11 protein-coding genes and 1 pseudogene are annotated in these 20,918 nt (G+C 45.3%); 7 read left to right on the top strand and 5 right to left on the bottom strand.

The genetic code is table 11. The features are described from left to right. Positions 1-474 precede the first annotated feature (474 nt). From glf to ACKTT2_RS24600, 4 genes and pseudogenes are all read left to right on the top strand, one after another. Complete coding sequence (gene glf / locus ACKTT2_RS24615) at positions 475-2,919, top strand: UDP-galactopyranose mutase (RefSeq protein ID WP_407891444.1); 2,445 nt, start codon at positions 475-477, stop codon at positions 2,917-2,919. Between the two features lie 199 nt (positions 2,920-3,118). Further along, positions 3,119-5,320, top strand: a complete 2,202-nt coding sequence (locus ACKTT2_RS24610; RefSeq protein WP_407891442.1) for a family 1 glycosylhydrolase — start codon at positions 3,119-3,121, stop codon at positions 5,318-5,320. A gap of 13 nt (positions 5,321-5,333) precedes the next feature. Next, on the top strand, positions 5,334-6,329 hold the full coding sequence (galE, locus tag ACKTT2_RS24605) for a UDP-glucose 4-epimerase GalE (RefSeq protein WP_407891440.1): 996 nt from the start codon (positions 5,334-5,336) through the stop codon (positions 6,327-6,329). 526 nt (positions 6,330-6,855) lie between these two features. Beyond that, positions 6,856-8,304 (top strand): annotated as a pseudogene (locus ACKTT2_RS24600) (catalase); the annotation flags it as partial. A gap of 191 nt (positions 8,305-8,495) precedes the next feature. On the opposite strand, the gene ACKTT2_RS24595 reads toward ACKTT2_RS24600, so the two are convergent. Both ACKTT2_RS24595 and ACKTT2_RS24590 read right to left on the bottom strand, forming a co-directional pair. Then, positions 8,496-10,100: a DHA2 family efflux MFS transporter permease subunit gene (locus tag ACKTT2_RS24595; RefSeq protein ID WP_407891438.1), complete on the bottom strand. Its 1,605-nt coding sequence runs from the start codon at positions 10,098-10,100 to the stop codon at positions 8,496-8,498. A gap of 40 nt (positions 10,101-10,140) precedes the next feature. Beyond that, entirely contained in the window at positions 10,141-11,565 is a 1,425-nt protein-coding gene (locus ACKTT2_RS24590; RefSeq protein ID WP_407891436.1) for an HlyD family secretion protein, read from the bottom strand. Between the two features lie 937 nt (positions 11,566-12,502). On the opposite strand from ACKTT2_RS24590, the gene ACKTT2_RS24585 reads away from it, so the two are divergent. Next, positions 12,503-12,934: a nucleotidyltransferase family protein gene (locus tag ACKTT2_RS24585; RefSeq protein WP_407891434.1), complete on the top strand. Its 432-nt coding sequence runs from the start codon at positions 12,503-12,505 to the stop codon at positions 12,932-12,934. A gap of 120 nt (positions 12,935-13,054) precedes the next feature. Here ACKTT2_RS24585 and ACKTT2_RS24580 read toward each other — a convergent pair whose 3' ends face one another. After that, entirely contained in the window at positions 13,055-14,050 is a 996-nt protein-coding gene (locus ACKTT2_RS24580; RefSeq protein WP_407891432.1) for an NAD(P)H-quinone oxidoreductase, read from the bottom strand. Between the two features lie 1,439 nt (positions 14,051-15,489). Here ACKTT2_RS24580 and ACKTT2_RS24575 point away from each other — a divergent pair. Next, the gene (locus ACKTT2_RS24575; RefSeq protein WP_407891430.1) at positions 15,490-16,008 is read left to right on the top strand and encodes a beta propeller repeat protein; all 519 of its coding nucleotides are present in this window, start codon (positions 15,490-15,492) and stop codon (positions 16,006-16,008) included. 179 nt (positions 16,009-16,187) lie between these two features. Here ACKTT2_RS24575 and ACKTT2_RS24570 read toward each other — a convergent pair whose 3' ends face one another. Both ACKTT2_RS24570 and ACKTT2_RS24565 read right to left on the bottom strand, forming a co-directional pair. Continuing rightward, positions 16,188-17,951: a thiamine pyrophosphate-dependent enzyme gene (locus tag ACKTT2_RS24570; protein WP_407891428.1), complete on the bottom strand. Its 1,764-nt coding sequence runs from the start codon at positions 17,949-17,951 to the stop codon at positions 16,188-16,190. A gap of 85 nt (positions 17,952-18,036) precedes the next feature. Beyond that, positions 18,037-19,254 carry a zinc-dependent alcohol dehydrogenase gene (locus ACKTT2_RS24565; protein ID WP_407891425.1) on the bottom strand — a complete coding sequence of 406 codons (1,218 nt, stop codon included), beginning with the start codon at positions 19,252-19,254 and terminating at the stop codon, positions 18,037-18,039. Positions 19,255-19,971: 717 nt separating this feature from the next. Here ACKTT2_RS24565 and ACKTT2_RS24560 point away from each other — a divergent pair. After that, a complete protein-coding gene (locus ACKTT2_RS24560; RefSeq protein WP_407891423.1) occupies positions 19,972-20,733 on the top strand; it encodes a Crp/Fnr family transcriptional regulator in 762 nt (253 codons plus the stop codon). Positions 20,734-20,918: the final 185 nt, after the last annotated feature.

The raw sequence follows: 20,918 nt of genomic DNA, 5'->3' as shown, positions 1-20,918 counted from the left end.
CATAGCCCTACCTACAAAATTCGGTAATTTTAGAGCCTAAAGGGAGTAAGTCCACATAGGTGGACTTTGTTTGTATAGCCTCATAATTCGCTTCTTGCAGGCTTTGCCAAAACGGGATGCTCCCATTTTCTCCTGTTCTATTTATTACATTAAATTTTTATCTTTGTATTTACGAATACTAAGAATTTTAATATAAAAAAGACTTTGAGAGAGATACAAATATATCGGTTGATAGAATGTTATATAAACAGTTAAGAGTATATATTTAATTAATAGGAGAAATTAATATTAAGGCAAATCACCTTAAGAGTTTCTCAATTTAAAAAAAAGCGCTATAAGCTTTTTTATTAAAAGAATAATAATTGTCCTTTTACTCAAACAATTTTTTTTAAAGTGTTTGGGCCATTTCTACTAGATTTAATAAAAAAGCATGAATCTACTCTATTTTCTAGAAGTACAAAATTGAGAAAAGCTATGTCCAGTGAAAAAGGTTACGCAAAACATAATGCGCTTAATAATGGTAACTCCAGAAAGACAGTTGAAGCTAAGCAATCCGTACTCAATGAATCACAATCATCAGGTGCATTCTTAGATAAGATATCCATACAAAATAAAAGTTTTCCTGAAGTTTCGACAGATACGCCCGACCTAATTTGTTTGTCTCATTTGCGTTGGAATTTTGTCTATCAAAGACCGCAACATCTTATGGCACGTTGCGCTATTGGACGGCGGGTTTTCTTTGTTGAGGAACCGATTTTTGATGAGGAACCTTTGGGGCGGTTGGATATCAGTCAAGACAAGCATGGGATAGTGGTTGTTGTTCCCCATTTACCACAGGGTCTAAGCGAGGAGGCGGTCAGCGCAAATCTTAAAGTATTGATTGATGCTTTGTTTGCAGAGCATCACATCCGCAAGTACATATTTTGGTACTATACGCCAATGGCGATCGCATTTACCGACCACTTGCAACCAGAAGCCGTTATCTACGATTGCATGGATGAGTTATCTGCCTTTAAAGGAGCCTCACCAACTTTAAAGAATTATGAAGCCGAGCTTTTCCGCCGTGCAGATTTAGTATTTACAGGTGGACAAAGCCTTTACGAAAGTAAAGTGAACCAGCACCCCAACATATATGCATTTCCCAGTAGTGTAGATGTGCAGCACTTCGCACAAGCAAGAACTCTTACAGAAGAACCAGCAGATCGAGCAAATATTCCCCATCCGCGTCTTGGGTTCTGTGGTGTGATTGACGAACGGATGGATATTGAACTGCTAACTGGGATTGCTGATGCACGTCCTGACTGGCATTTGGTGATGGTTGGTCCCGTGGTGAAAATCGATCCAGCAATTCTGCCTCAACGGGAAAATATTCATTATCTTGGTGGGAAAGATTATAAAGATTTACCCGCATATTTGGCTGGATGGGACTTGGCAATGCTTCCGTTTGCGCGTAACGAATCGACTCGCTTTATCAGCCCAACAAAAACTCCAGAATATCTTGCAGCAGGGAAACCTGTAGTGTCTACTTCCATTCGAGATGTTGTGCGTCCTTACGGAGATATGAAACTGGTGCGGATTGCAGACAATGTTGCAGACTTTGTTGCGTCTGTCGAAAAAGCTATGCAAGAGGACACAAAAACATCGGGATGGTTGAGTCGAGTCGATGCCTTTTTAGAACAAATTTCTTGGGATAGGACTTGGGTATCAATGATGAAATTGATTGACTCTGCTATTTCTACTAAAAAAGATGACAACAAAGTTAACTCAGATGGGGCTATTTTTGGCAAACAAGCACTTAGCATTATTAACACAGCTAAAGAGCCTGTTTTTGATTACTTAATCGTTGGTGCGGGGTTCTCAGGAAGTGTCATCGCCGAACGCTTGGCAAGCCAGTCTGGTAAGAAAGTGCTGATTGTAGATAAGCGATCGCACATAGGGGGTAATGCTTACGACCATTACGATGATAACGGCATCCTCGTACACAAGTACGGTCCTCACATCTTTCACACCAACTCTCGTGAAGTCTTTGAATACCTCTCACAGTTCACCCAGTGGCGGGCTTACGAACATCGCGTTCTTGCTAGCGTAGATGGACAACTCGTTCCAATTCCGATTAACCTCGATACAATCAACAAAATCTATGGAATGAATCTGACTTCATTTCAGGTAGAAGAATTCTTCAAGTCCATTGCTGAACCAAAAGAATACATCCGCACCTCAGAGGATGTCGTGGTGAGCAAAGTTGGTCGGGAATTATATGAAAAGTTCTTCCGCAACTACACTCGCAAACAGTGGGGACTCGATCCATCGGAACTTGATAAATCAGTCATCGCCCGTATTCCCACCCGTACCAACCGCGACAATCGCTATTTCACTGATACTTACCAAGCAATGCCTCTACACGGCTTCACTCGGATGTTTGAGACGATGTTAGCACACCCTAACATCAAGGTAATGCTGAACACAGATTACCGGGAAATTGAGAAGGCAATACCGTGCCGGGAGATAGTTTACACTGGACCTGTTGACGAGTTCTTTGATTATCGGTACGGTAAACTACCTTATCGTTCCCTTGATTTCAAGCATGAGACCCATAACACCTCAGTATTTCAGCAAGCGCCAGTCATTAACTATCCAAACGAACACCTTTATACCCGTGTCACTGAGTTTAAGTACTTAACAGGTCAGGAACATCATAAAACGAGTATTGTTTATGAGTATCCTAAGGCTGAGGGAGATCCTTATTACCCCGTACCGCGTCCTGAAAATCAGGAAATTTACAAGCAATATAAGGAATTAGCTGATGCTACTCCTGGAGTCTATTTTGTAGGACGGTTAGCAACCTACAAGTATTACAACATGGATCAATGTGTTGCTCAGGCTCTTTCTGTTTACAAACAAATTGCGGTTAAGGCTTGAGATGATAATTGACTGTAGGGTAGGCGTCCTCGCCTGCCCTGTTAAATGTACGGGCGGGGACGCTCCGCAGTCGCCTCAACGGGGGGAACCCCCGCACGGCGCTGCTCTCCGTACCACAAGAGCACAGTGTAGTTCATTTAGTTTAGTAGGTGGGGCTATGCCCTACAACATTAAATTGTGGACAATGGTAATGTAAATTATGTCTTCGTTCAACTCAACACTCAACACTCATAATTTAGAACTTCCTCCTTTGGAAGTCTGGGCTGGTGTGGAGTGTACGGTTAATCGCGTGGGTGATAAGTATTTTGACCAGTTGGAACGCAACGGTCATGCAATGCGGGTGGATGACTTGGATTTATTTGCTGGGTTGGGGATACGTGCTATCCGCTATCCGGTAATCTGGGAGCGAACTGCACCCAACGGTTTGGAAAATGCCAATTGGTCGTGGGCGAATGAGCGGCTCTCACGGTTGCGCGAACTGGGTGTCTGTCCGATTGTGGGATTAGTGCATCATGGTAGTGGACCCCGTCATACCAGTTTAGTAGATCCAGAATTTCCAGAGAAACTAGCGTTGTATGCCCGTGCGCTTGCGGAACGTTATCCTTGGGTGACACATTACACACCTGTTAACGAGCCACTGACCACGGCTCGCTTCAGTGGAATGTACGGTCACTGGTATCCTCATGGAAGAGATGATTTCACTTTCGCTCGTGCTTTGTTAGGGGAGTGCCGTGGGGTTGTGCTTTCAATGAAGGCGATTCGGGAAGTGAATCCCAATGCCCAACTCGTGCAAACTGATGATTTGGGTAAGATTTACAGTACGCCAAAACTGGCTTATCAAGCAGAATTGGAGAATGAGCGTCGGTGGTTGACCTTTGATTTATTGTGCGGTCGAATAACATCGTCTCATCCAATATGGAACTATTTGATTGAGTGTGGTGTTACTGAAGTTGAGCTGGAATGGTTTCTGGAAAACCGTTGTCCGCCGGACATCGTGGGGATTAACCACTACTTGACGAGCGATCGCTTTTTGGATGAGCGCCTAGAATGCTATCCACTTTCCTCTCATGGCGGTAACGGGCGGGATAAGTATGCCGATGTAGAGGCTGTACGGGTTTGTGCTGAGGGTACAGGAGGCGCGTACAATTTACTTAAAGAAGCATGGGAACGCTATGGGTTGCCCCTTGCTGTTACTGAAGCTCACCTGAGTTGTACTCGTGAGGAACAACTGCGCTGGTTTTATGAGATTTGGCGTGGGGCGTTACAATTGCGAGATGAAGGTGTAGATGTCCGTGCTGTCACTGCTTGGGCGCTTTTGGGTAGTTACGATTGGAATAGCTTAGTAACGCGCTCTGCTGGTTATTACGAGTCAGGCGTGTTTGACTTGCGCTCGCCAAGTCCGCGACCTACAGCAATTGCTAAGCTGGTGCAGGATCTAGCTGCTGGGCGGAAACCAGATTGCCCGCTACTCGAAGCACCCGGATGGTGGGATCGTCAAGAGCGTTTGCTGTACCCGCCTGTCAGTTGCCTTCCTCACGCCTCCACTCCCTCGCACTCCCATTCCTCCTCTCCCTTAGCCATTGTAGGTGGAACGGGAACCTTGGGAAAAGCTTTTGCGCGTTTGTGTGAATTGCGGGGTATTTCGTATCGCTTACTGACACGCAAAGAAATAGATATTACTGAAGTTGACTCTGTTAATACAGTTCTAGCCCAGTTGAAGCCTTGGGCAGTTGTAAACGCTGCAGGATACGTGCGGGTGGACGATGCGGAACGCGAACCCCATGTTTGCCTACAGGTGAATGCCAATGGACCAGCGATTTTAGCGACTGCTTGTGCCAAGCATAATGTAGCGCTCTTAACTTTCTCGTCAGATTTGGTATTTGATGGTTCTGTCTTCAACCCTTATGTAGAAAGCGATACCGTTGCCCCCCTGAATGTGTATGGGTGCAGCAAAGCTTTAGCAGAAAAGTTGGTATTAAAGGTGCATCCCGCATCGCTGGTCATTCGTACCAGTGCATTTTTTGGTCCTTGGGATGACTACAATTTTGTCACTATTGCACTACAGCAACTAAGCGCTGGCAATACCTTTGTTGCTGCAGAGGATGGAACTGTTTCACCTACTTACGTACCAGATCTTGTTCATACCAGTCTCGATTTGTTAATTGACGGCGAGAACGGCTTGTGGCATTTGGCTAATAAAGGTGCGATCGCATGGGCTGATTTAGCACGGTTAGCAGCGAAAAAAGCTGGTATAAGTGTCAGCAATTTGGTTGCTCGTCCTACAAAGGAACTGGGTTTAATCGCTAAGCGTCCGAACTACAGCGTTCTTGGTAGCAGTCGAGGTGAATTGATGCCATGCCTTGACAGTGCAATCGATCGGTATTTTCATGAGCGTCACTAACCACTAACAACTTATGTCAACCATTTTAGTTACAGGCGGAGCCGGATATATTGGCTCCCATGCTGTATTAGCCCTAAAAAATGCAGGTTATGAGGTTATTGTTCTTGATAATTTGTCAAATGGACATCGAGAACTTGTAGAAGAGGTTTTGCAGGTAAAGCTGATTGTAGGTGATACTAGCGATCGCGCACTTTTAGATAACATATTTACAACCCACAATATAGCTGCTGTCATGCATTTTGCTGCCTATATTGCCGTTAGTGAATCTGTCACTGACCCAGCTAAATATTACCAGAATAACGTTACGGGTACTCTCACACTTTTAGAAGCAATGGTTGCTGCTTCCATTAACAAGTTCATCTTTTCTTCTACTTGCGCTCTTTACGGCGTACCTAAGTTTATTCCACTGACTGAAGACCATCCACAAGACCCTATTAGCCCCTATGCAACTAGCAAATGGATGGTAGAGCGAATTTTGTCTGATTTCGATACAGCTTACAATCTCAAATCTGTCCGTTTCCGCTACTTTAACGCTGCAGGAGCCGATCCAGGAGGGTTATTGGGTGAAGACCACGAACCGGAAACCCACCTCATACCACTGGTACTTATGGCTGCTTTAGGTAAGCGGGAATCTATTTTGATATTTGGTACTGATTACCCTACGAGTGATGGCACTTGTATTCGAGATTATATTCATGTAACTGACTTAGCACAAGCACATATTTTGGGTTTGGAGTACCTAGTTAAAGGAGGAAACAGTGAAGTTTTTAATTTAGGCAATAGCAGTGGATTTTCAGTGAGAGAAGTCATTGAAACGGCAAAAGAAGTCACAGGAAAAGACATCAAAGTAGAGGAGCGCGATAGGAGAGTCGGCGATCCTCCTATTTTAGTTGGAAGTAGCGACAAAGCAATTAAAGTTTTGGGTTGGCATCCCCAATACCCATACATTAAAGAAATTATTGCCCATGCATGGCAGTGGCATCAAAAACGCCATGCGATCGCAACTTAGTCATGTACCATTTCCAGGATATAAACTATTCATCTTGTGGTGCGGGCTTCTAGCCCGCAACTAATACAGGACGCCCGTACCACAGGAAATTTTGAAAGATAATTTACTCTACCTAACTTCAACTCTAACTGAAACGTACAAGATAAGCTTTAACAACCCTATTCTGGATTAACAAACTTTATTTTATTTTGTGATTTTGAATACTTTCCCATTTAACGTTAACTTTGATTTTAGAAAGAAACTATGAAAAAACAGAAACAGATAAAGTTTTGGAAACTTTTTAGCACTAAGGTATCCTTTAGCCTCTTTTTTATAATTTTTATAAAGTATTATATTAATAAGTAAAACTAAAAATTTCATCTATCTATCGGTGGTGAAAACTTATAGAAATTTTTACTAAAACTGGAAAGTTAGAACAATATCCCCATTACCTTGCTATCTAACTACCTTACTAGCAAGAGGCTTTTTTCTTTGAGGCAGAATCCACATGACAGACACGTAAAAAAAAGATGAGAGTGGTAACCAAGAAGAAATTTTGACAAACCGCCAGGGTCATCCCATCACAGATAATCAGAATACAAAGACTGTAGGTGACAGAGGTCCTACAGTACTGGAAAATTACAACTTTTTGGAAAAAATTACCCACTTCGATCGCGAACGCATTCCAGAACGAGTCGTTCATGCGCGAGGAGCAGGTGCTCATGGATTTTTTGAAGCCTATGGTCAAGTGGGCAATGAACCTGTTAGCAAATACACTCGTGCCAAGCTGTTCCAAGAAAAAGGCAAAATCACGCCAATGTTTGTTCGTTTTTCTACCGTTACTCACGGTGGGCATTCACCTGAAACACTCCGCGATCCGCGTGGATTTGCAACAAAGTTTTATACAGAAGATGGTAATTGGGATTTAGTAGGAAATAACTTAAAAATCTTCTTTATTAGAGATCCAATCAAATTCCCCGATCTTATTCATGCCTTCAAGCCCGATCCAGTCACTAACCGTCAAGACCCCAACCGGATATTTGATTTTATCAGCCATACACCGGAAGCAATGCACATGATTACATGGCTGTTCAGTCCTTGGGGAATTCCTGCAAGCTACCGATTTATGGAAGGCTCGGGTGTAAACACTTACAAATGGGTAAATTCTGACGGTATAGGGTATTTGGTGAAGTACTTTTGGAGACCCAAGCAGGGAGTAAAATGCCTGACTCAAGCTCAAGCTGAAGAAATTCAGGCCAAGAATTTTAACCATGCGACAGAGGATCTGTACGACGCGATTGAAAGAGGCGATTATCCGGAATGGGAGTTTTGCGTCCAAATCATGTCTGACGGCGAACACCCGGAACTCGATTTCGATCCATTAGATCCCACAAAAATTTGGCCGCCAGATCAATTCCCATTGCTACCCGGCGGACGAATGGTGCTTGATAAAAATCCGGTCAACTATTTTGCAGAAGTTGATCGAGTCGCCTTTGGTACAGGTGTGTTAGTTGACGGGTTAGACTTCTCAGACGACAAATTGCTTCAGGGTAGAACTTTCTCCTACTCAGATACTCAACGTTACCGGGTGGGACCAAACTACCTACAGTTACCTATCAATCAACCAAAAACACCTGTTGCTACAAATCAGCGTGATGGTCAGATGACTTACCGTGTTGATGGAGTTGAAGCAGGAGAGAACCCCCATGTGAATTATGAGCCAAGTAGTCTTGGCGGACTCAAAGAAGCGCCGAAATCAGGCAAAGACCATACTCCTTACGTTCAAGGTTCCGTTATCGGTCAAAAAATCAGCCGAACTAACGATTACAAACAGGCAGGCGAGCGGTATCGTACCTTTGAGGACTGGGAGCGCGATGACCTGATTTTAAACCTTGTTACACAGATCAAACAATGCAGTACCCATATTCAACAGCGCATGGTGGAACACTTCACGCAATGCGATCCAGAATACGGTAGACGTGTGAGAGAAGGGCTGCTTCATTAGACTGAATGTTAACCCAGCACCAGCACAGTCCTAACTAAACGGCTTGGAAGGTGCCCTTTGCTCCCGTATTTGCATACTTTTCACCACTCACTTAGCGAGAAGTTGGAGCCTCGGCTTCGGGCGCTCCAAACTTCGGTAACTCAGGACTAGTAGACTTTCCACTCTTTGACTTTAGTCTTGACTCAATGCGCGGCGGCTGCATTATTTGCCTTAACTTTTTTGCAGAATAAGAGAGCCAGCCCTGTGAGCAGCAGCGCAAAACCAATGAAGTAAAAGCAGTCGTTGTATGCTATAATGTAGGCTTCCCGACGTACTGTGTTCGCAATTTGCTCTATTGCCTGCTCGCGAGCAACACTGCTGGCTGAACCGCGACTGGTAAAGAACTCAGTTAATTGTTCGATGCGCTGCTGAGTTTGTGGATTGTAGAGTGAGACGGCTTCGCCAATGCGATTAGAGTGAAATTGTTCTCGTCGGGTCAGGAGGGTGGACAGTGCTGCAATTCCCATCGAGCCACCCAGATTTCGCATCATGTTAAACAATCCAGAAGCAGAACCCGCCTGTTCTTTTTCAATATTGGCAGTTGTCAGCGAAGTCAGCGGCAGAATCATCAGAGGTTGTCCAATTGCGCGAACCAACTGAGACCAGCGCAACTCGTTGATGCCAGTATATTGCGTCATGTGGGAATTCATAAAACAACTTACGGCAAACAGGCTGAATCCGACCGCAGCCATAAAGCGTACATCGAAGTACTTCATCAGTCTGGGCACAAATGGAATTAGGAACAGTTGCGGTAAGCCAGACCACATAATCACCTCACCAATTTGCATGGCGGTGTAGTTTTGAATCTGGGAAAGATACAAGGGCAGGATATAAACAGAGCCATACAGCCCTAATCCCAATGCTAAACCTGCCACACTACCAATGCCAAAGTTACGGCGAGCTAATAAACGCAGATTGATAAACGGTTTCTTGCGAGTGAATTCAATCCAGAGGAAAAGGGCGATGAAAATTACGGCAACGATCGCCAGACGGACAATCACCGGCGAACCAAACCAATCTTTGCGGTTTCCTTCTTCTAACACCACTTCCAGCGACCCTAAACCAATCGCCATTGAGACAATCCCCAGCCAGTCGCCTCCTTTGAGTCGATTCAGTTGCAGCGGTTGAGGAGCGATCGCATACCAGACCATAGCTACCAGTAATATTCCCGGAATGATATTTAGATAAAAGTTGTACTGCCAGCTAAAGTTGTCGGTTAGCCAACCTCCAATGGTGGGTCCAATCGAAGGTGCAAACGTGGCTGTAATAGAGAATAAGGCTAGACCGATTGGCTGTTTTACAGGAGGTAGACTTGTCAGCACGATAGTGAACGCCATGGGGATGAGTACACCTCCCGTTAGTCCTTGCCCCGCCCGAAACACAATCATCGAAGACAGGTTCCAGGCAAAGGCACAGCAGACGGAAAAGAAAATAAACAAGATAGCGTTCCCCACCAGATACCACCGCACCGAAAACACCTGCGATAACCACCCCGTCAGCGGAATTACAACAATCTCAGCGACTAAATAAGCCGTTGAAATCCAAGAACCTTCTTCTAATGTTGCTCCCAAAGCCCCCTCAATTTCACTGAGAGAGGAGCTGACAATCTGAATATCTAGCACTGCCATAAACGCGCCCAGCATTGCTCCAACCAGACCAATCCAGGTCTTGACAGTGACGCGATCGGAGGCAAGAGGCGGGCTGGATGGAGGTTGCGTTTGCCATTGTTTTAGAGGGTTTTTAGTCACAGTGCTACTCCCGTTTACGCATTGCACAGTCAGTCAAAGCTTACTTCACATCTACGCTGACCACGGCTGATATACCAGGAGTAATGCGTGACTCGTAGCCTCGAATACTTTGAGGGTCAAACACAACTCTGACCGGAATGCGCTGTACAACTTTAGTGAAGTTGCCAGTGGCATTGTCAGGTGGCAGTAAAGCAAATTGAGAACCAGATGCTGGTGAAAGACTTTCGACATGCCCTCTGAAAGGATGGTGGGGAAAGGCATCTAGTCTGATTTCCGCAGAGTCTCCTGGATGCATATCTTCGAGTTGGGTTTCTTTGAAGTTAGCAACAACCCAATTCTTACCATCTACCACTGCCATCAAAGGCGTTCCCGGCTGCACCCGTTGTCCAACTTCAACATTCTTGTTGCCCGCTGTCCCTGTAATAGGAGCTGTTATGGTGGTGTAGGACAATTGTAGTTGGGCATTATTCAAATTAGCTTGCGCTTGCGTAACTGCTGCTAAAGTAGCCTGATACTGATTGCGGTTCACCTGGGTCTGCACTTGACCCGCTTGTGCCTGCTGCAAGCCTCCTTGAGAAGCGGTTAACTGCGCCTGTGTTCTGGCAACATCCTGTTGTGCCTGTACCACTCTCGCTTGTGCCTGCCTAACTTGGTCTTGAGCAGAATTTTCTTGAGCTAATGCGACCTGATAAGCGTTTCTAGCAGATTCAAACTGTTGTGCTGAAATCGCTCCCTGCTGATAAAGCCTATTGTAACGGTTGAAATCTGCCTGTGCCCTTTGCAGGTTTGCTTGTGCCTGAGCTACTTGGGCTTGAGCAGCAGGCACTCCAGCTTGTGCCTCCTGAACACCTGCTTGTGCATTGGTGATTGCTGCCGACGCACTGGAGACGTTTCCTTGTGCCTGAGTGGTCGTTCCTCTAGTTGTCTGGGTTGACAGTGTAATTTGACTTTTAGCTGTATTTGCCTTCTGCAGAGCTTGATTTAGGGCTGCTTGTGCCTGCTGGACTTGATTCTGGTAGTCGCGAGGATCGAGCTTGACCAATACCTGTCCCTGTTGCACTTGTTGGTTTTCTTCAACTAGTACTGTAGCAACGGTGCCATTCACTCGACTGCTGACCGGGTGAATGTGACCGCTTACAGCAGCATCGTCGGTTTGTTCATGGCTAGAGGCATATTGCCACCAGCGGAAGCCAAATATACCAGCAACAATCGCCCCCACTCCAAGAGCTACCAAGATTAGCCGCTTGCGTCGCTCTGGCATTTTTCCCCGTGGTGAGGGAGGTTTTTGTCCGTTGGTATCTGTTCTCTCGGGTTCAGTTGTTTGGGGTAATTGGATGGTTGTAGGTTGCTTGCCTGCTCCATTCGATTGATAGCCCGAATCAGAATCTGTAAAGGATTCATTGTTTAGGGTAGCAGGGCCGCGTCCGTTTTGATATTCGTTTAATGGTGTTTGCGATCGCGTCATCGTAAGTGCCTTGGAAAGAAGCTATATACTGCTTTGTTACTTAAAGTAAGCAATCCTTTAGGATTGCTGCTTTCAAGTGTCTCTACATTCAGGTTAATGAAGAATTGATAGAAAACTGATTCATTTTGATTGGTTTAAAAAGAATAACTATTGATTAATTTCACACCTTGGTTATTAGTGTAGATGTGAATAGGAGGCAAAGGTCTTCAATCTTTAGGGTGACTTTTTTAATTTCAACAACCTCTTTGCTGTCAAGAAATACATTTGAAAACTCTTATTTACAAAGAAAGACAGCGCAAGCAGGAGCAGAGGGCAGCTATGCTGAAAGTATGAAGAAAAACTTCAGTTGTGGGTATAATAAAGCCCACTTTAAAAAAAGAATTATACCGAGACGCACAGTGCGTTAGCGAAGCGGCACGAAGTGCGGTATAAAGCGTCCACAGCCTAAGTACCACGTTTTTAAGCGTGGATTCCCTTCTGCCTTGCCTTCTACCTTGTCCTTATGGACACGCGCAAGGGACGTACTTTTGCCTTCATGAACAAAGGTTACAATAAATCATTTAAGTGTGAGATATTCCGCATTGGCGTTGGTTTTCGGCATAAAAACTAATCATTTACCCTAACACTTTGAAATCTCAATTCTTTGTATTTATAAACACAACTTGCCTTAATATTCTAATCTTTCTTTAGAGAGAGAAATTTTTACTAAAACTGGAAAGTTAGAACAATATCCCCATTGCTATGCTATCTAACTAACCTGCTAGCAAGAGGCTTTTTTCCTTTTAGGTAGAATGCATATGACAGATACGCAAAAAAAAGATGAAAGCGGCAATCAAGAAGAAATTCTGACAAACAGCCAAAGTTATTAACAGTTGACGGTTGACAACCTTTTCATCAATATTTATATGAAAACAAGAAATCAACAAGTAGAAACGGAATGAGTAGTTCGATTCGGGTTGGTATGAAAGCGCTTTTTAACGCCACCCAGAATTTAGAAGCTGTAGTTCTCACGCTTTGCGACCAATCCTTTATCTTTACTGGACTAATAAATCAATTAATAAATACGTACTTTTTGACACGTAAAAAAATTATTGCTACGGAATATGCTGAGACTTTAGGTGTACCAGCTTTATTTAGCAGTACTGTTTTACCAGAACTAATGAGCTTGCCAGGAACCGTTGGGGCAAAACATATAATTCGTAAATACCCACACATTTCTGTACCTTTTCCAGCAGGAGCTATTGATATTGATACACCATTTAACTACGAGAAACTGTCTATCACGCTACAGGCAAACGGATTCGCGATCTGCCCATCACGATCGATAAACTCTTGTAAGGGAACTACAGGATATTATTTCCAGCCCTAACCTAAAGGTACAGGGTTTTCGGCCTGCTTCCTTAGCTGTCCGGTAGGTATCATCAATGTCTTGCTCATTCGCCGCCGGAATTTCCAGCTGCGGAATGCGCCTACCAGCTTCGCTCATACATTACTCCTTTGAGGCGATTGTGAGGACAATCTTGCCAACGTTACTGTTGTCTTCCATGTAGCGATGAGCCTCAGCCACATCCTTGAGCTGAAAGCTGCGGTCGATTAATGGTTTTATCTTGCCATCAACAAACAATGGTAATATTTGCTTGGCGAATGTTTGCGTGAGTGTCATTTTCTGCTCGAAGGGACGACTCCGTAAGGTAGTTCCTTGCAACCGCAGTCGCTTACTCAAAACCTTTTGCAGATTAATTTGGGTACTCGAACCACTGAGGGTGGCAATTTGCACGATTCGACCTCCCAGGGCGGCTGCATTCAAGTTTTTCTCCAGGTACTCTGCCCCAACAAAGTCGAGAATAATATCGACCCCCCGCGATGCCGTTGCGTCGAGTACAACCCGATCGAATTCCGCTTCAGCCGTGTTAATCGTGTAAGTTGCACCCAGGGCTCGACATTTCTCCAGTTTCCAGTTGGTGCGGCTGGTTGTCAAAATCAAGCTAGCACCCATGACTCGTGCGAGCTGGATAGCTGCTATTCCGACACCGCTGGCACCTGCATGAATCAGTACCGTGTCACCCGCTTGAAAGTTTGCTTTGTCGGTCAAGGCATCGTAGGCGGTGAAGAACACTTCTGGAATCGCCGCAGCTTGTTCAAAGGTGAGATTCGGAGGAATGGGCATTAGCATCCGTTCGTGGGTCAGAACTTGCTCAGCATATCCACCCGCACTGAGCAATCCAAACACGCGATCGCCTATGCGCCAATTGCTAACTTCTGCTCCTAGCTTGTCTACGACTCCGGCAAATTCCAAACCAGGAATTTCATGTTCAGATGGAGTGGGTGGCGGATAGTTGCCTTTACGCTGTTCAATGTCCGCTCGATTCAAGGCGGATGCATGGACTTGTACCCGAACCTCTCCCCGCTCCGGTTCTAGATTAGGAATCTCCTTCAGTTGTAAAACTTCAGAATTACCGTATTCTTCAAGAATAACTGCCCACATAAGCTTTGATTATCAGTAGCCGCAATGTATCTGTGAAATTGCGGAATAGACGGTGTAATGTAAATCATTAAAGTGAAAAACTTAGCGACTGCCAGAAGTAGAGCGCGATCGCTAATTAATATAGATAACGATCGACTTAAGTCACAACTTAACAAATAAAGCTATCAGTTCAGCCTCTTCAAATTTAGGATTCAGTCCCGCTTTGGTTACCAGAATCATCGCCTCCCCTAACGCCTCGATCTGGGTAGCATTGAAACTCCCAGGTATTGCTTGGATATCTTTGGCTAGTAGAAGAGTAATAATTTCAAGTTTGCGATTACCTCTGTCTTAGGTGTAGCCCTTCTAGAAAGCTAGCTTGTAGTTGTCAATACCTAGCAATGAAGAAGCACATTCTTCATTGCGACTATTAGTTTTCAATTAATGTCTATAACCCAAAAGGTTGTGGAGATAAGTTGGTTGATAAATATGTGTTTTTGTATACAAAAAAAAGTAATATAACGAGCTTTTGGTAAGAGATTCTTGCTCAAACTATCCATAACCATAGATAGATATGTCTGAAATTTTTTTGTTGATAATATTGTAACTAAACTTATTTTTCACATAAAAAAGACAATAATATCTAACTTTATTTGAAAAAAACAAGGGAATATAGCTTTTTAGTTATATGAATAGGCAGTTGCTACTGCACGGCGGTAAGCTGTTCCAGATTTAATTAGCATACTCTCAGCACCCGAGTTGCTAACCACCATTAGCATTTATATTTTTGAATGCGTGAATTTTAAATTGCTTAGTATTTGGTGCGTCCAACGCGATGACGCTTGGGTTTTATTCTCGGCTTAATGCAAACCTTATTTGTAAACAATATATTGACAGAGGATTGACAGAACTCTTAATGCTTCACACCTTTTGATGTTCTCAACTTATCCTAAAAAAGAAAAAGTAAAAACTCTCGCTCCTCTAACCAACTGAGGTATTTCATGACTGAATTATTTGTAACGACAGGCGATAGCTTGGCGCAGATCGTACCGCAAGGCAACGATTGGACGGTGACGATAATGCTCGAAGGTAGCAATATGCGGTGTCTAACCCTCGACCCGCAGTCCGCCGACACTATCTATGCAGGTTCGTATGGCAAAGGGGTTTGGAAGAGTCGCGATCGCGGTATGCAATGGGAGAACCTGCAGTTGCCAGAGTCAAATGTATTCTCGCTGGCTGTGAGTCCAGCCGACGGTGCAGTATATGCGGGCACTGAGCCAAGCCGCCTCTTTGTTAGCCGAGATAGCGGTCAGACTTGGCAAGAGTTAGAGGCGCTACGCCAGATCCCCTCGGCACCAACCTGGAGCTTTCCGCCGCGCCCTTGGACCAGCCATGTACGTTGGATTGCGCCGAGTCCACACGACGCCAAGCTGTTGTTGGTGGGGATTGAATTGGGAGGCTTGATGCGGAGCGAAGATGGCGGACAAACCTGGAGCGATCATCGGAGGAATGCACAGCGTGATGTTCATGCGTTAGCTTGGCATCCAAAAGTGCCAGGTCGAGCTTATGAAGCCGGAGGTGGAGGGGCAGCATGGAGCCACGATGGTGGCAAAACATGGCAGCCTGCCGATACCGGACGAAACCGAGACTACACCTGGGGCTTAGTTACAGACCCCGAAGACCCCGATTGCTGGTACATCTCAGCCAGCATGGGACCTAGGGAAGCTCACAGCGATGATGTCAGCGCGGAGGCTTATATTTATCGCTGGCGCGGGCAAGGTCCGTGGGAGGCTCTTGACTCTGGGCTACCCCAGCCTTTAGATAGCCACCCTTACGCGCTTGCCAGCATTTCAGGTTCTCTCTACGCGGGTCTTGGTGACGGGCGAATTTACCGGAGCTCTGACACCGGGGACACGTGGCAGCAGTTGAACCTTCGAGGCGATCGTCTCTCAAGTGTGTGTGCTTTGGTGGGTACTGCCTGATAACGAAACCAACGATGTTCGACCGCAGTTTAGTACTGCATTTCATAAATCCGTAACGTAAAGTCATGCTGGGTGTAACGTTAGTGAAGCGAAGCATCTGCGATTCTTCACTCCGCTTCTTTGCGTTCAAAAAGACATACTTTTGGGCAGCAACAATGTACTTAACGATGATTTTGGCGTTAAATCAATTCTCGTACCCGCTCTATGTTTGAGACGCTGATGATATTAGCAGCAAGTTCCTCACGGTTGGGTTCGCCTCGTTTAAGCGCTTGAGATAGCTTAGCAACTTCTTCTGATTTAACGAGTGGTGGAACTTGTGGTTCTAGCGGATCGACGACTGCTTCAACAACAACTGGACCTGGTGTAGCAAGTGCAGAGTCGAGGATTGTACCACAATTGGCTGGGTCATCGATTGTAAAACCAGTTCCACCACAGGCTCTCGCAAAAGCAGCAAAGTCAATCGACTGGAGTTCGCAACCAAATTCGGGATTGCCCAGGTGCATCATCTGCTCCCACTTGATTTGCCCTAAAGTACCATTTTTAACAATCACCACCTTGACGGGAAGTTGATATTTGACGCAAGTCACGAACTCTGCCATTAGCATTGAGAAACCACCATCACCAACAAAAGCTATAGACTGACGATCGGGATAAGCAATAGCAGCAGCGATCGCATAAGGTAATCCACACGCCATCGAAGCGAGAGTCCCTGATACAGAATGCATCTGTCCCCGCTTGACTGGAATTTGACGTGCCCACCAAGTTGTATTAGTCCCTGAATCAGCAGAAACAATCGCGCTATCAGACAACCGCTGACCCAACTCATACGCCACCACCTGTGGCTTCATGGGTTTGTCCTGCTTAGTGCCGCGTTCCTCCATCGTTTGCCGCCATTCCTTCATGCCAGACTGCGCCTGCTCTAGAAAGCTCCGGTTTTCATTGCGTTTCAGCAGTGGTAACAGTTTTTGCAAAGCAACATAGCTATCTCCTACCAAACCAGCTTCCACAGGGTAGCGTAAGCCAATCCGAAATGGATCGATGTCAATCTGCACGCCTCGTGCTTGTCCGGGTTTGGGGTAGTATTCAAGGTAAGGAAAGGTACTACCGACAATCAACAGAGTATCGCAGGTCTCGAACGCTTCTTGAGATGGCTTTGTGCCAAGTACGCCAATCGTCCCTGTCGTGTAGGGACTATCGTCGGGAACTGCTGCCTTACCGAGAAGAGCTTTGATGATTGGCGCTCCCAGGAGATCTGCCACTTGCTCCAGTTCATCCGTAGCTCCCAAAGCCCCACGTCCTGCCAGAATTGCTATCTTCTGACCTGCATTCAGAACCTCTGCTGCTCGTTGCAAATCTTCATCACTAGGTAATAAAACACTGTGGACGCTTACATTCGATACGTGGTGAGGTAAGTTACGCATCGAACCTTTCTTCTCAACACTTTGAGATTGGAAATCCAACGGGAAGTTGATGTGAGCCACACCTCGGTAACTCAGGGCAGCACGGCAAGCCAGATTAGCAACATTTTCGACGTGCGTCGGACCCATAATACGGGCATTATATACGGCAACATCCATGAAGACCTTATCTAAGTCCACATCTTGTTGGGAGTGAGTGTTAATCAGGTCGTGATAGTGATGTCCCGTGATTGCCAAAACGGGTTGACCATCTAGCTTCGCGTCATATAAACCATTTAAAAGATGGATACCACCAGGACCAGAAGTTGCTAGGCAAACACCCAGCTTACCTGTATACTTGGCATAGGCACAAGCCATGAATGCTGCGGCTTCCTCATGGCGTACCTGAATAAAGCGAATCTGCTCCTGACGATTGCGTAGCGCTTCCATAATGCCGTTGATGCCATCACCAGGTAAACCAAAAATGACTTTAACGCCCCAGTCGTGAAGTATATCAATGAGAACATCGGCTGCGGTGGTTGTCATACTTACCTCATTTGCTAGATTGTTCAACTAACCTTTTTAGACGCATATATGCCTGTTCTGGAGTCAGTGGCTCAGAATTATTCATTTACTCCACTCCTGGTACCAACTCCACTTTGACCCAGCCTGCTTGCCGCCGGTCGAAGGCTTTATAGGCATCAATTACAGAAGTTAGAGGTTGCACCTGCGTCAGGATTTGAGCCGGATCGATCGCCCCACTCCGCACCATGTCCACCAGTGAAGGAATATACTTGCGGTGGTTGCAGTTACCCATTTTGATAGTAAGGTTTCTGTTCATCGCCATACCAATGGGGAAAAATTTGTGTGTCAAGGGATACACACCAATAATCGAAAGCGTTCCTGCCTTTGCTAATGCTTGCACTGCCCATTCCAAAGCTTGTGAGGGTGCATTACCTGGATGCCAGTTACCATTTTGTGGGTTGGTTTGCGGGGCAATTTGTTGGACTTCTTGCTGGAATTGCTGTGATTGTTGCTGTGCTTTTTCTGCCGCCGGACCACTGTTAGGAGCTACAGCATCCACACCGACTGCATCAATCGCCCGGTCTACGCCAATTCCACCTGTCAAACTCTGGATAACCTCAATCGGGTCTTCTTTATTGAAGTCAATCGCCTCGGCTCCCTGTGCCTGCGCCATTTCCAGACGGGAGGGAATTGTATCCACGGCAAAGATTCGCCCAGCACCTAATAACTGAGCACTAGCAATCGCAAACTGACCCACGGGACCACAACCAAAGATAGCAACTGTATCCCCTGGTTCAATTTCCGCTAGTTCTGCTCCAAAATAAGCGGTCGGAAAGATATCTGATATCAAAATTGCCTGGTCGTCATCCACTTCTTTGGGCAACTTCACCAACCCCGCATTGGCATAAGGAATGCGAGCGTACTCTGCTTGCAACCCGTTAAAAGGACCAGTGGCTTGGGGACCACCAAAGAAAGCAGTTCCAGCTTGCGGTCCATTAGGATTGGCATTGTCGCATTGGGAGTGATAGCCAGATCGACAGTAAGAGCAGTAACCACAGGCAATGGTGGAGGGAACAACAACGCGATCGCCTACCTTTAAATTCCGCACGTTAGAACCAATTTCTTGCACCACACCCACGGCTTCGTGTCCCAGAATTGTTCCTGGTTTCATTCCTGGAAACGTTCCCCGGATCATGTGCAAGTCAGTACCACAAATTGCGCTGGCAGTTACTTGGATAATCGCGTCGGTTGGTTCTTGAATTTTGGGTTCGGGTACGTCGTCTAGACGAATATCGCCTACACCATGAAAAACCACTGCTTTCATAATTGTGCTCCGTATGAATGTGGCAGCTATTACCAAGCTAAAAAATTCTGCCGTTGTTACTAGCTGCTTTATTGCAATAAACTTGCTCGTTTATCCTAAAAATCTCAAGTTATTTTTCCCTCTAACTAATGGAGCGTGACAATCATTAAGTTGGTCTTTCCATTGAAAGAATTTGTGTAAAGTTGAGATGTGAAATCAAATACAAAGTAACTTAAACATTTTCCAACGCAGTTAGCCCTATGTGCTACCTTTTAGAGGATATAATAGCACATTTACTAAAGTGCTCAGTTCTTCTTCAGTTTAATAAATTTTGAGGCGACAAGAATACAAGTCTCCTAACCACCTCACGCTAAGTTTTTTGTATTCGTTATTACAGGCAACTTTAACATAAGCTTGTTCCAAAAGCAGAGGAACCAGAGCAAGTGACTATGTAAGATCGATTACATAAGGATGAGGTTCTAAACTATAGATTCCATAACCTGCGTAATGGAAAACTCTTTACTATAGCGCCAAGCCCTTAGCAGGCAGTAATTCCAGGTTTTTTAAAGTTATCAAGCAATTTCCTTAAGCCAAAGAGCTATCTGGCGGACTGCTCTATTGCGATCGCTATCAGCTCGGGAAATTCACGTTTGCGGGTCTTGGGGCAGGAGAAGTGTTTTCAGATGGTGGTTATTTTTCTACACAAGAAATGAGGTCAATCAAAAGGTTGCTGCTGTTATGGGTGAAAATGTTTATATCGAAGGAGTTGAAAATCGGATTCTGGCTGCTCTGCCTCAGCAGGAGTACGAACGTCTGTTGCCCAAAATGGAAAAAGTCATCCTGGAGTACCACCAGTCCCTCTTTGAACCAGACCAACGCATCGAGCACGTTTATTTTCCTAGTGGTGGCGTAGTTTCTTTGCTCAACGTTATGGAGAACGGTGATGCAGCTGAAGTGGGAGTCGTGGGCTATGAAGGAATGGTAGGTCTCCCCGTCTTTTTAGATACCGATAGCGTATCCAGTCTAGCAATTGTGCAGATCGAAGGCGAAGCCATGAAAATGAAGACGGAAGACTTTAGAGCGGAGGCGAATCGCCAAGGTCCGCTGCACCGTCTGCTCCAGCGCTACACGCAAGCACTACTGATGCAGGTTTCGCAATCGGCTGCCTGTAACCGCTTCCACTCAGTGGAAGAGCGCTTCTGCCGTTGGATTCTCATGTCTCACGATCGGGTACGGTCAGACAAGTTTCCAATGACTCAGGAGTTTGTCTCTAAAATGCTAGGCGTGCGCCGCCCCACAATCTCTGTGGTTGCTGCTATGTTACAGAAAGCAGAACTGATTTCCTACAATCGTGGCAAGATGACAATCCTCGATCGAAAAGGGCTGGAAGCTGGTACCTGTGAGTGTTATAGAATCGTCCAAAAGGATTTCGATCGCTTGCTCAGGGGCAATATTGAGGCAAAGGCAAAACAAGATCGGACAGGGCAAGGAGGCTTATAGTCGAGCGCTTTAAAAACACAAAAAGCCCTTACGAAGAACTTAAGGGGCTTGTATTTTGGGAACTTTTTCAGTTTTTTATTAGTAGTTTACAGAAAAAACCTAGCAATTATGTAAGCTAACGTACATAATAAGAAAAGATGTATATGTAAGGTAGCTTACATAATATAAATCTTTATTCCTAAATA

This window comes from Scytonema hankhaensis NUACC26, from assembly GCF_045865695.1.
Lineage (GTDB): Bacteria > Cyanobacteriota > Cyanobacteriia > Cyanobacteriales > Nostocaceae > Scytonema.
This window is presented reverse-complemented; position numbering and strand designations above follow the sequence as displayed.

What these genes read in the sequence shown, in the direction of transcription:
- ACKTT2_RS24610 (WP_407891442.1), top strand. Translation starts at nt 3,119, where the DNA reads ATGTCTTCGTTCAACTCAACACTCAACACTCATAATTTAGAACTTCCT.
- ACKTT2_RS24575 (WP_407891430.1), top strand. Translation starts at nt 15,490, where the DNA reads ATGCGGAGCGAAGATGGCGGACAAACCTGGAGCGATCATCGGAGGAAT.
- ACKTT2_RS24560 (WP_407891423.1), top strand. Translation starts at nt 19,972, where the DNA reads ATGGGTGAAAATGTTTATATCGAAGGAGTTGAAAATCGGATTCTGGCT.
- glf (WP_407891444.1), top strand. Translation starts at nt 475, where the DNA reads ATGTCCAGTGAAAAAGGTTACGCAAAACATAATGCGCTTAATAATGGT.
- ACKTT2_RS24580 (WP_407891432.1), bottom strand. Translation starts at nt 14,050, where the DNA reads ATGTGGGCAGTTATTCTTGAAGAATACGGTAATTCTGAAGTTTTACAA.
- ACKTT2_RS24590 (WP_407891436.1), bottom strand. Translation starts at nt 11,565, where the DNA reads ATGACGCGATCGCAAACACCATTAAACGAATATCAAAACGGACGCGGC.
- galE (WP_407891440.1), top strand. Translation starts at nt 5,334, where the DNA reads ATGTCAACCATTTTAGTTACAGGCGGAGCCGGATATATTGGCTCCCAT.
- ACKTT2_RS24585 (WP_407891434.1), top strand. Translation starts at nt 12,503, where the DNA reads ATGAGTAGTTCGATTCGGGTTGGTATGAAAGCGCTTTTTAACGCCACC.
- ACKTT2_RS24565 (WP_407891425.1), bottom strand. Translation starts at nt 19,254, where the DNA reads ATGAAAGCAGTGGTTTTTCATGGTGTAGGCGATATTCGTCTAGACGAC.
- ACKTT2_RS24570 (WP_407891428.1), bottom strand. Translation starts at nt 17,951, where the DNA reads ATGACAACCACCGCAGCCGATGTTCTCATTGATATACTTCACGACTGG.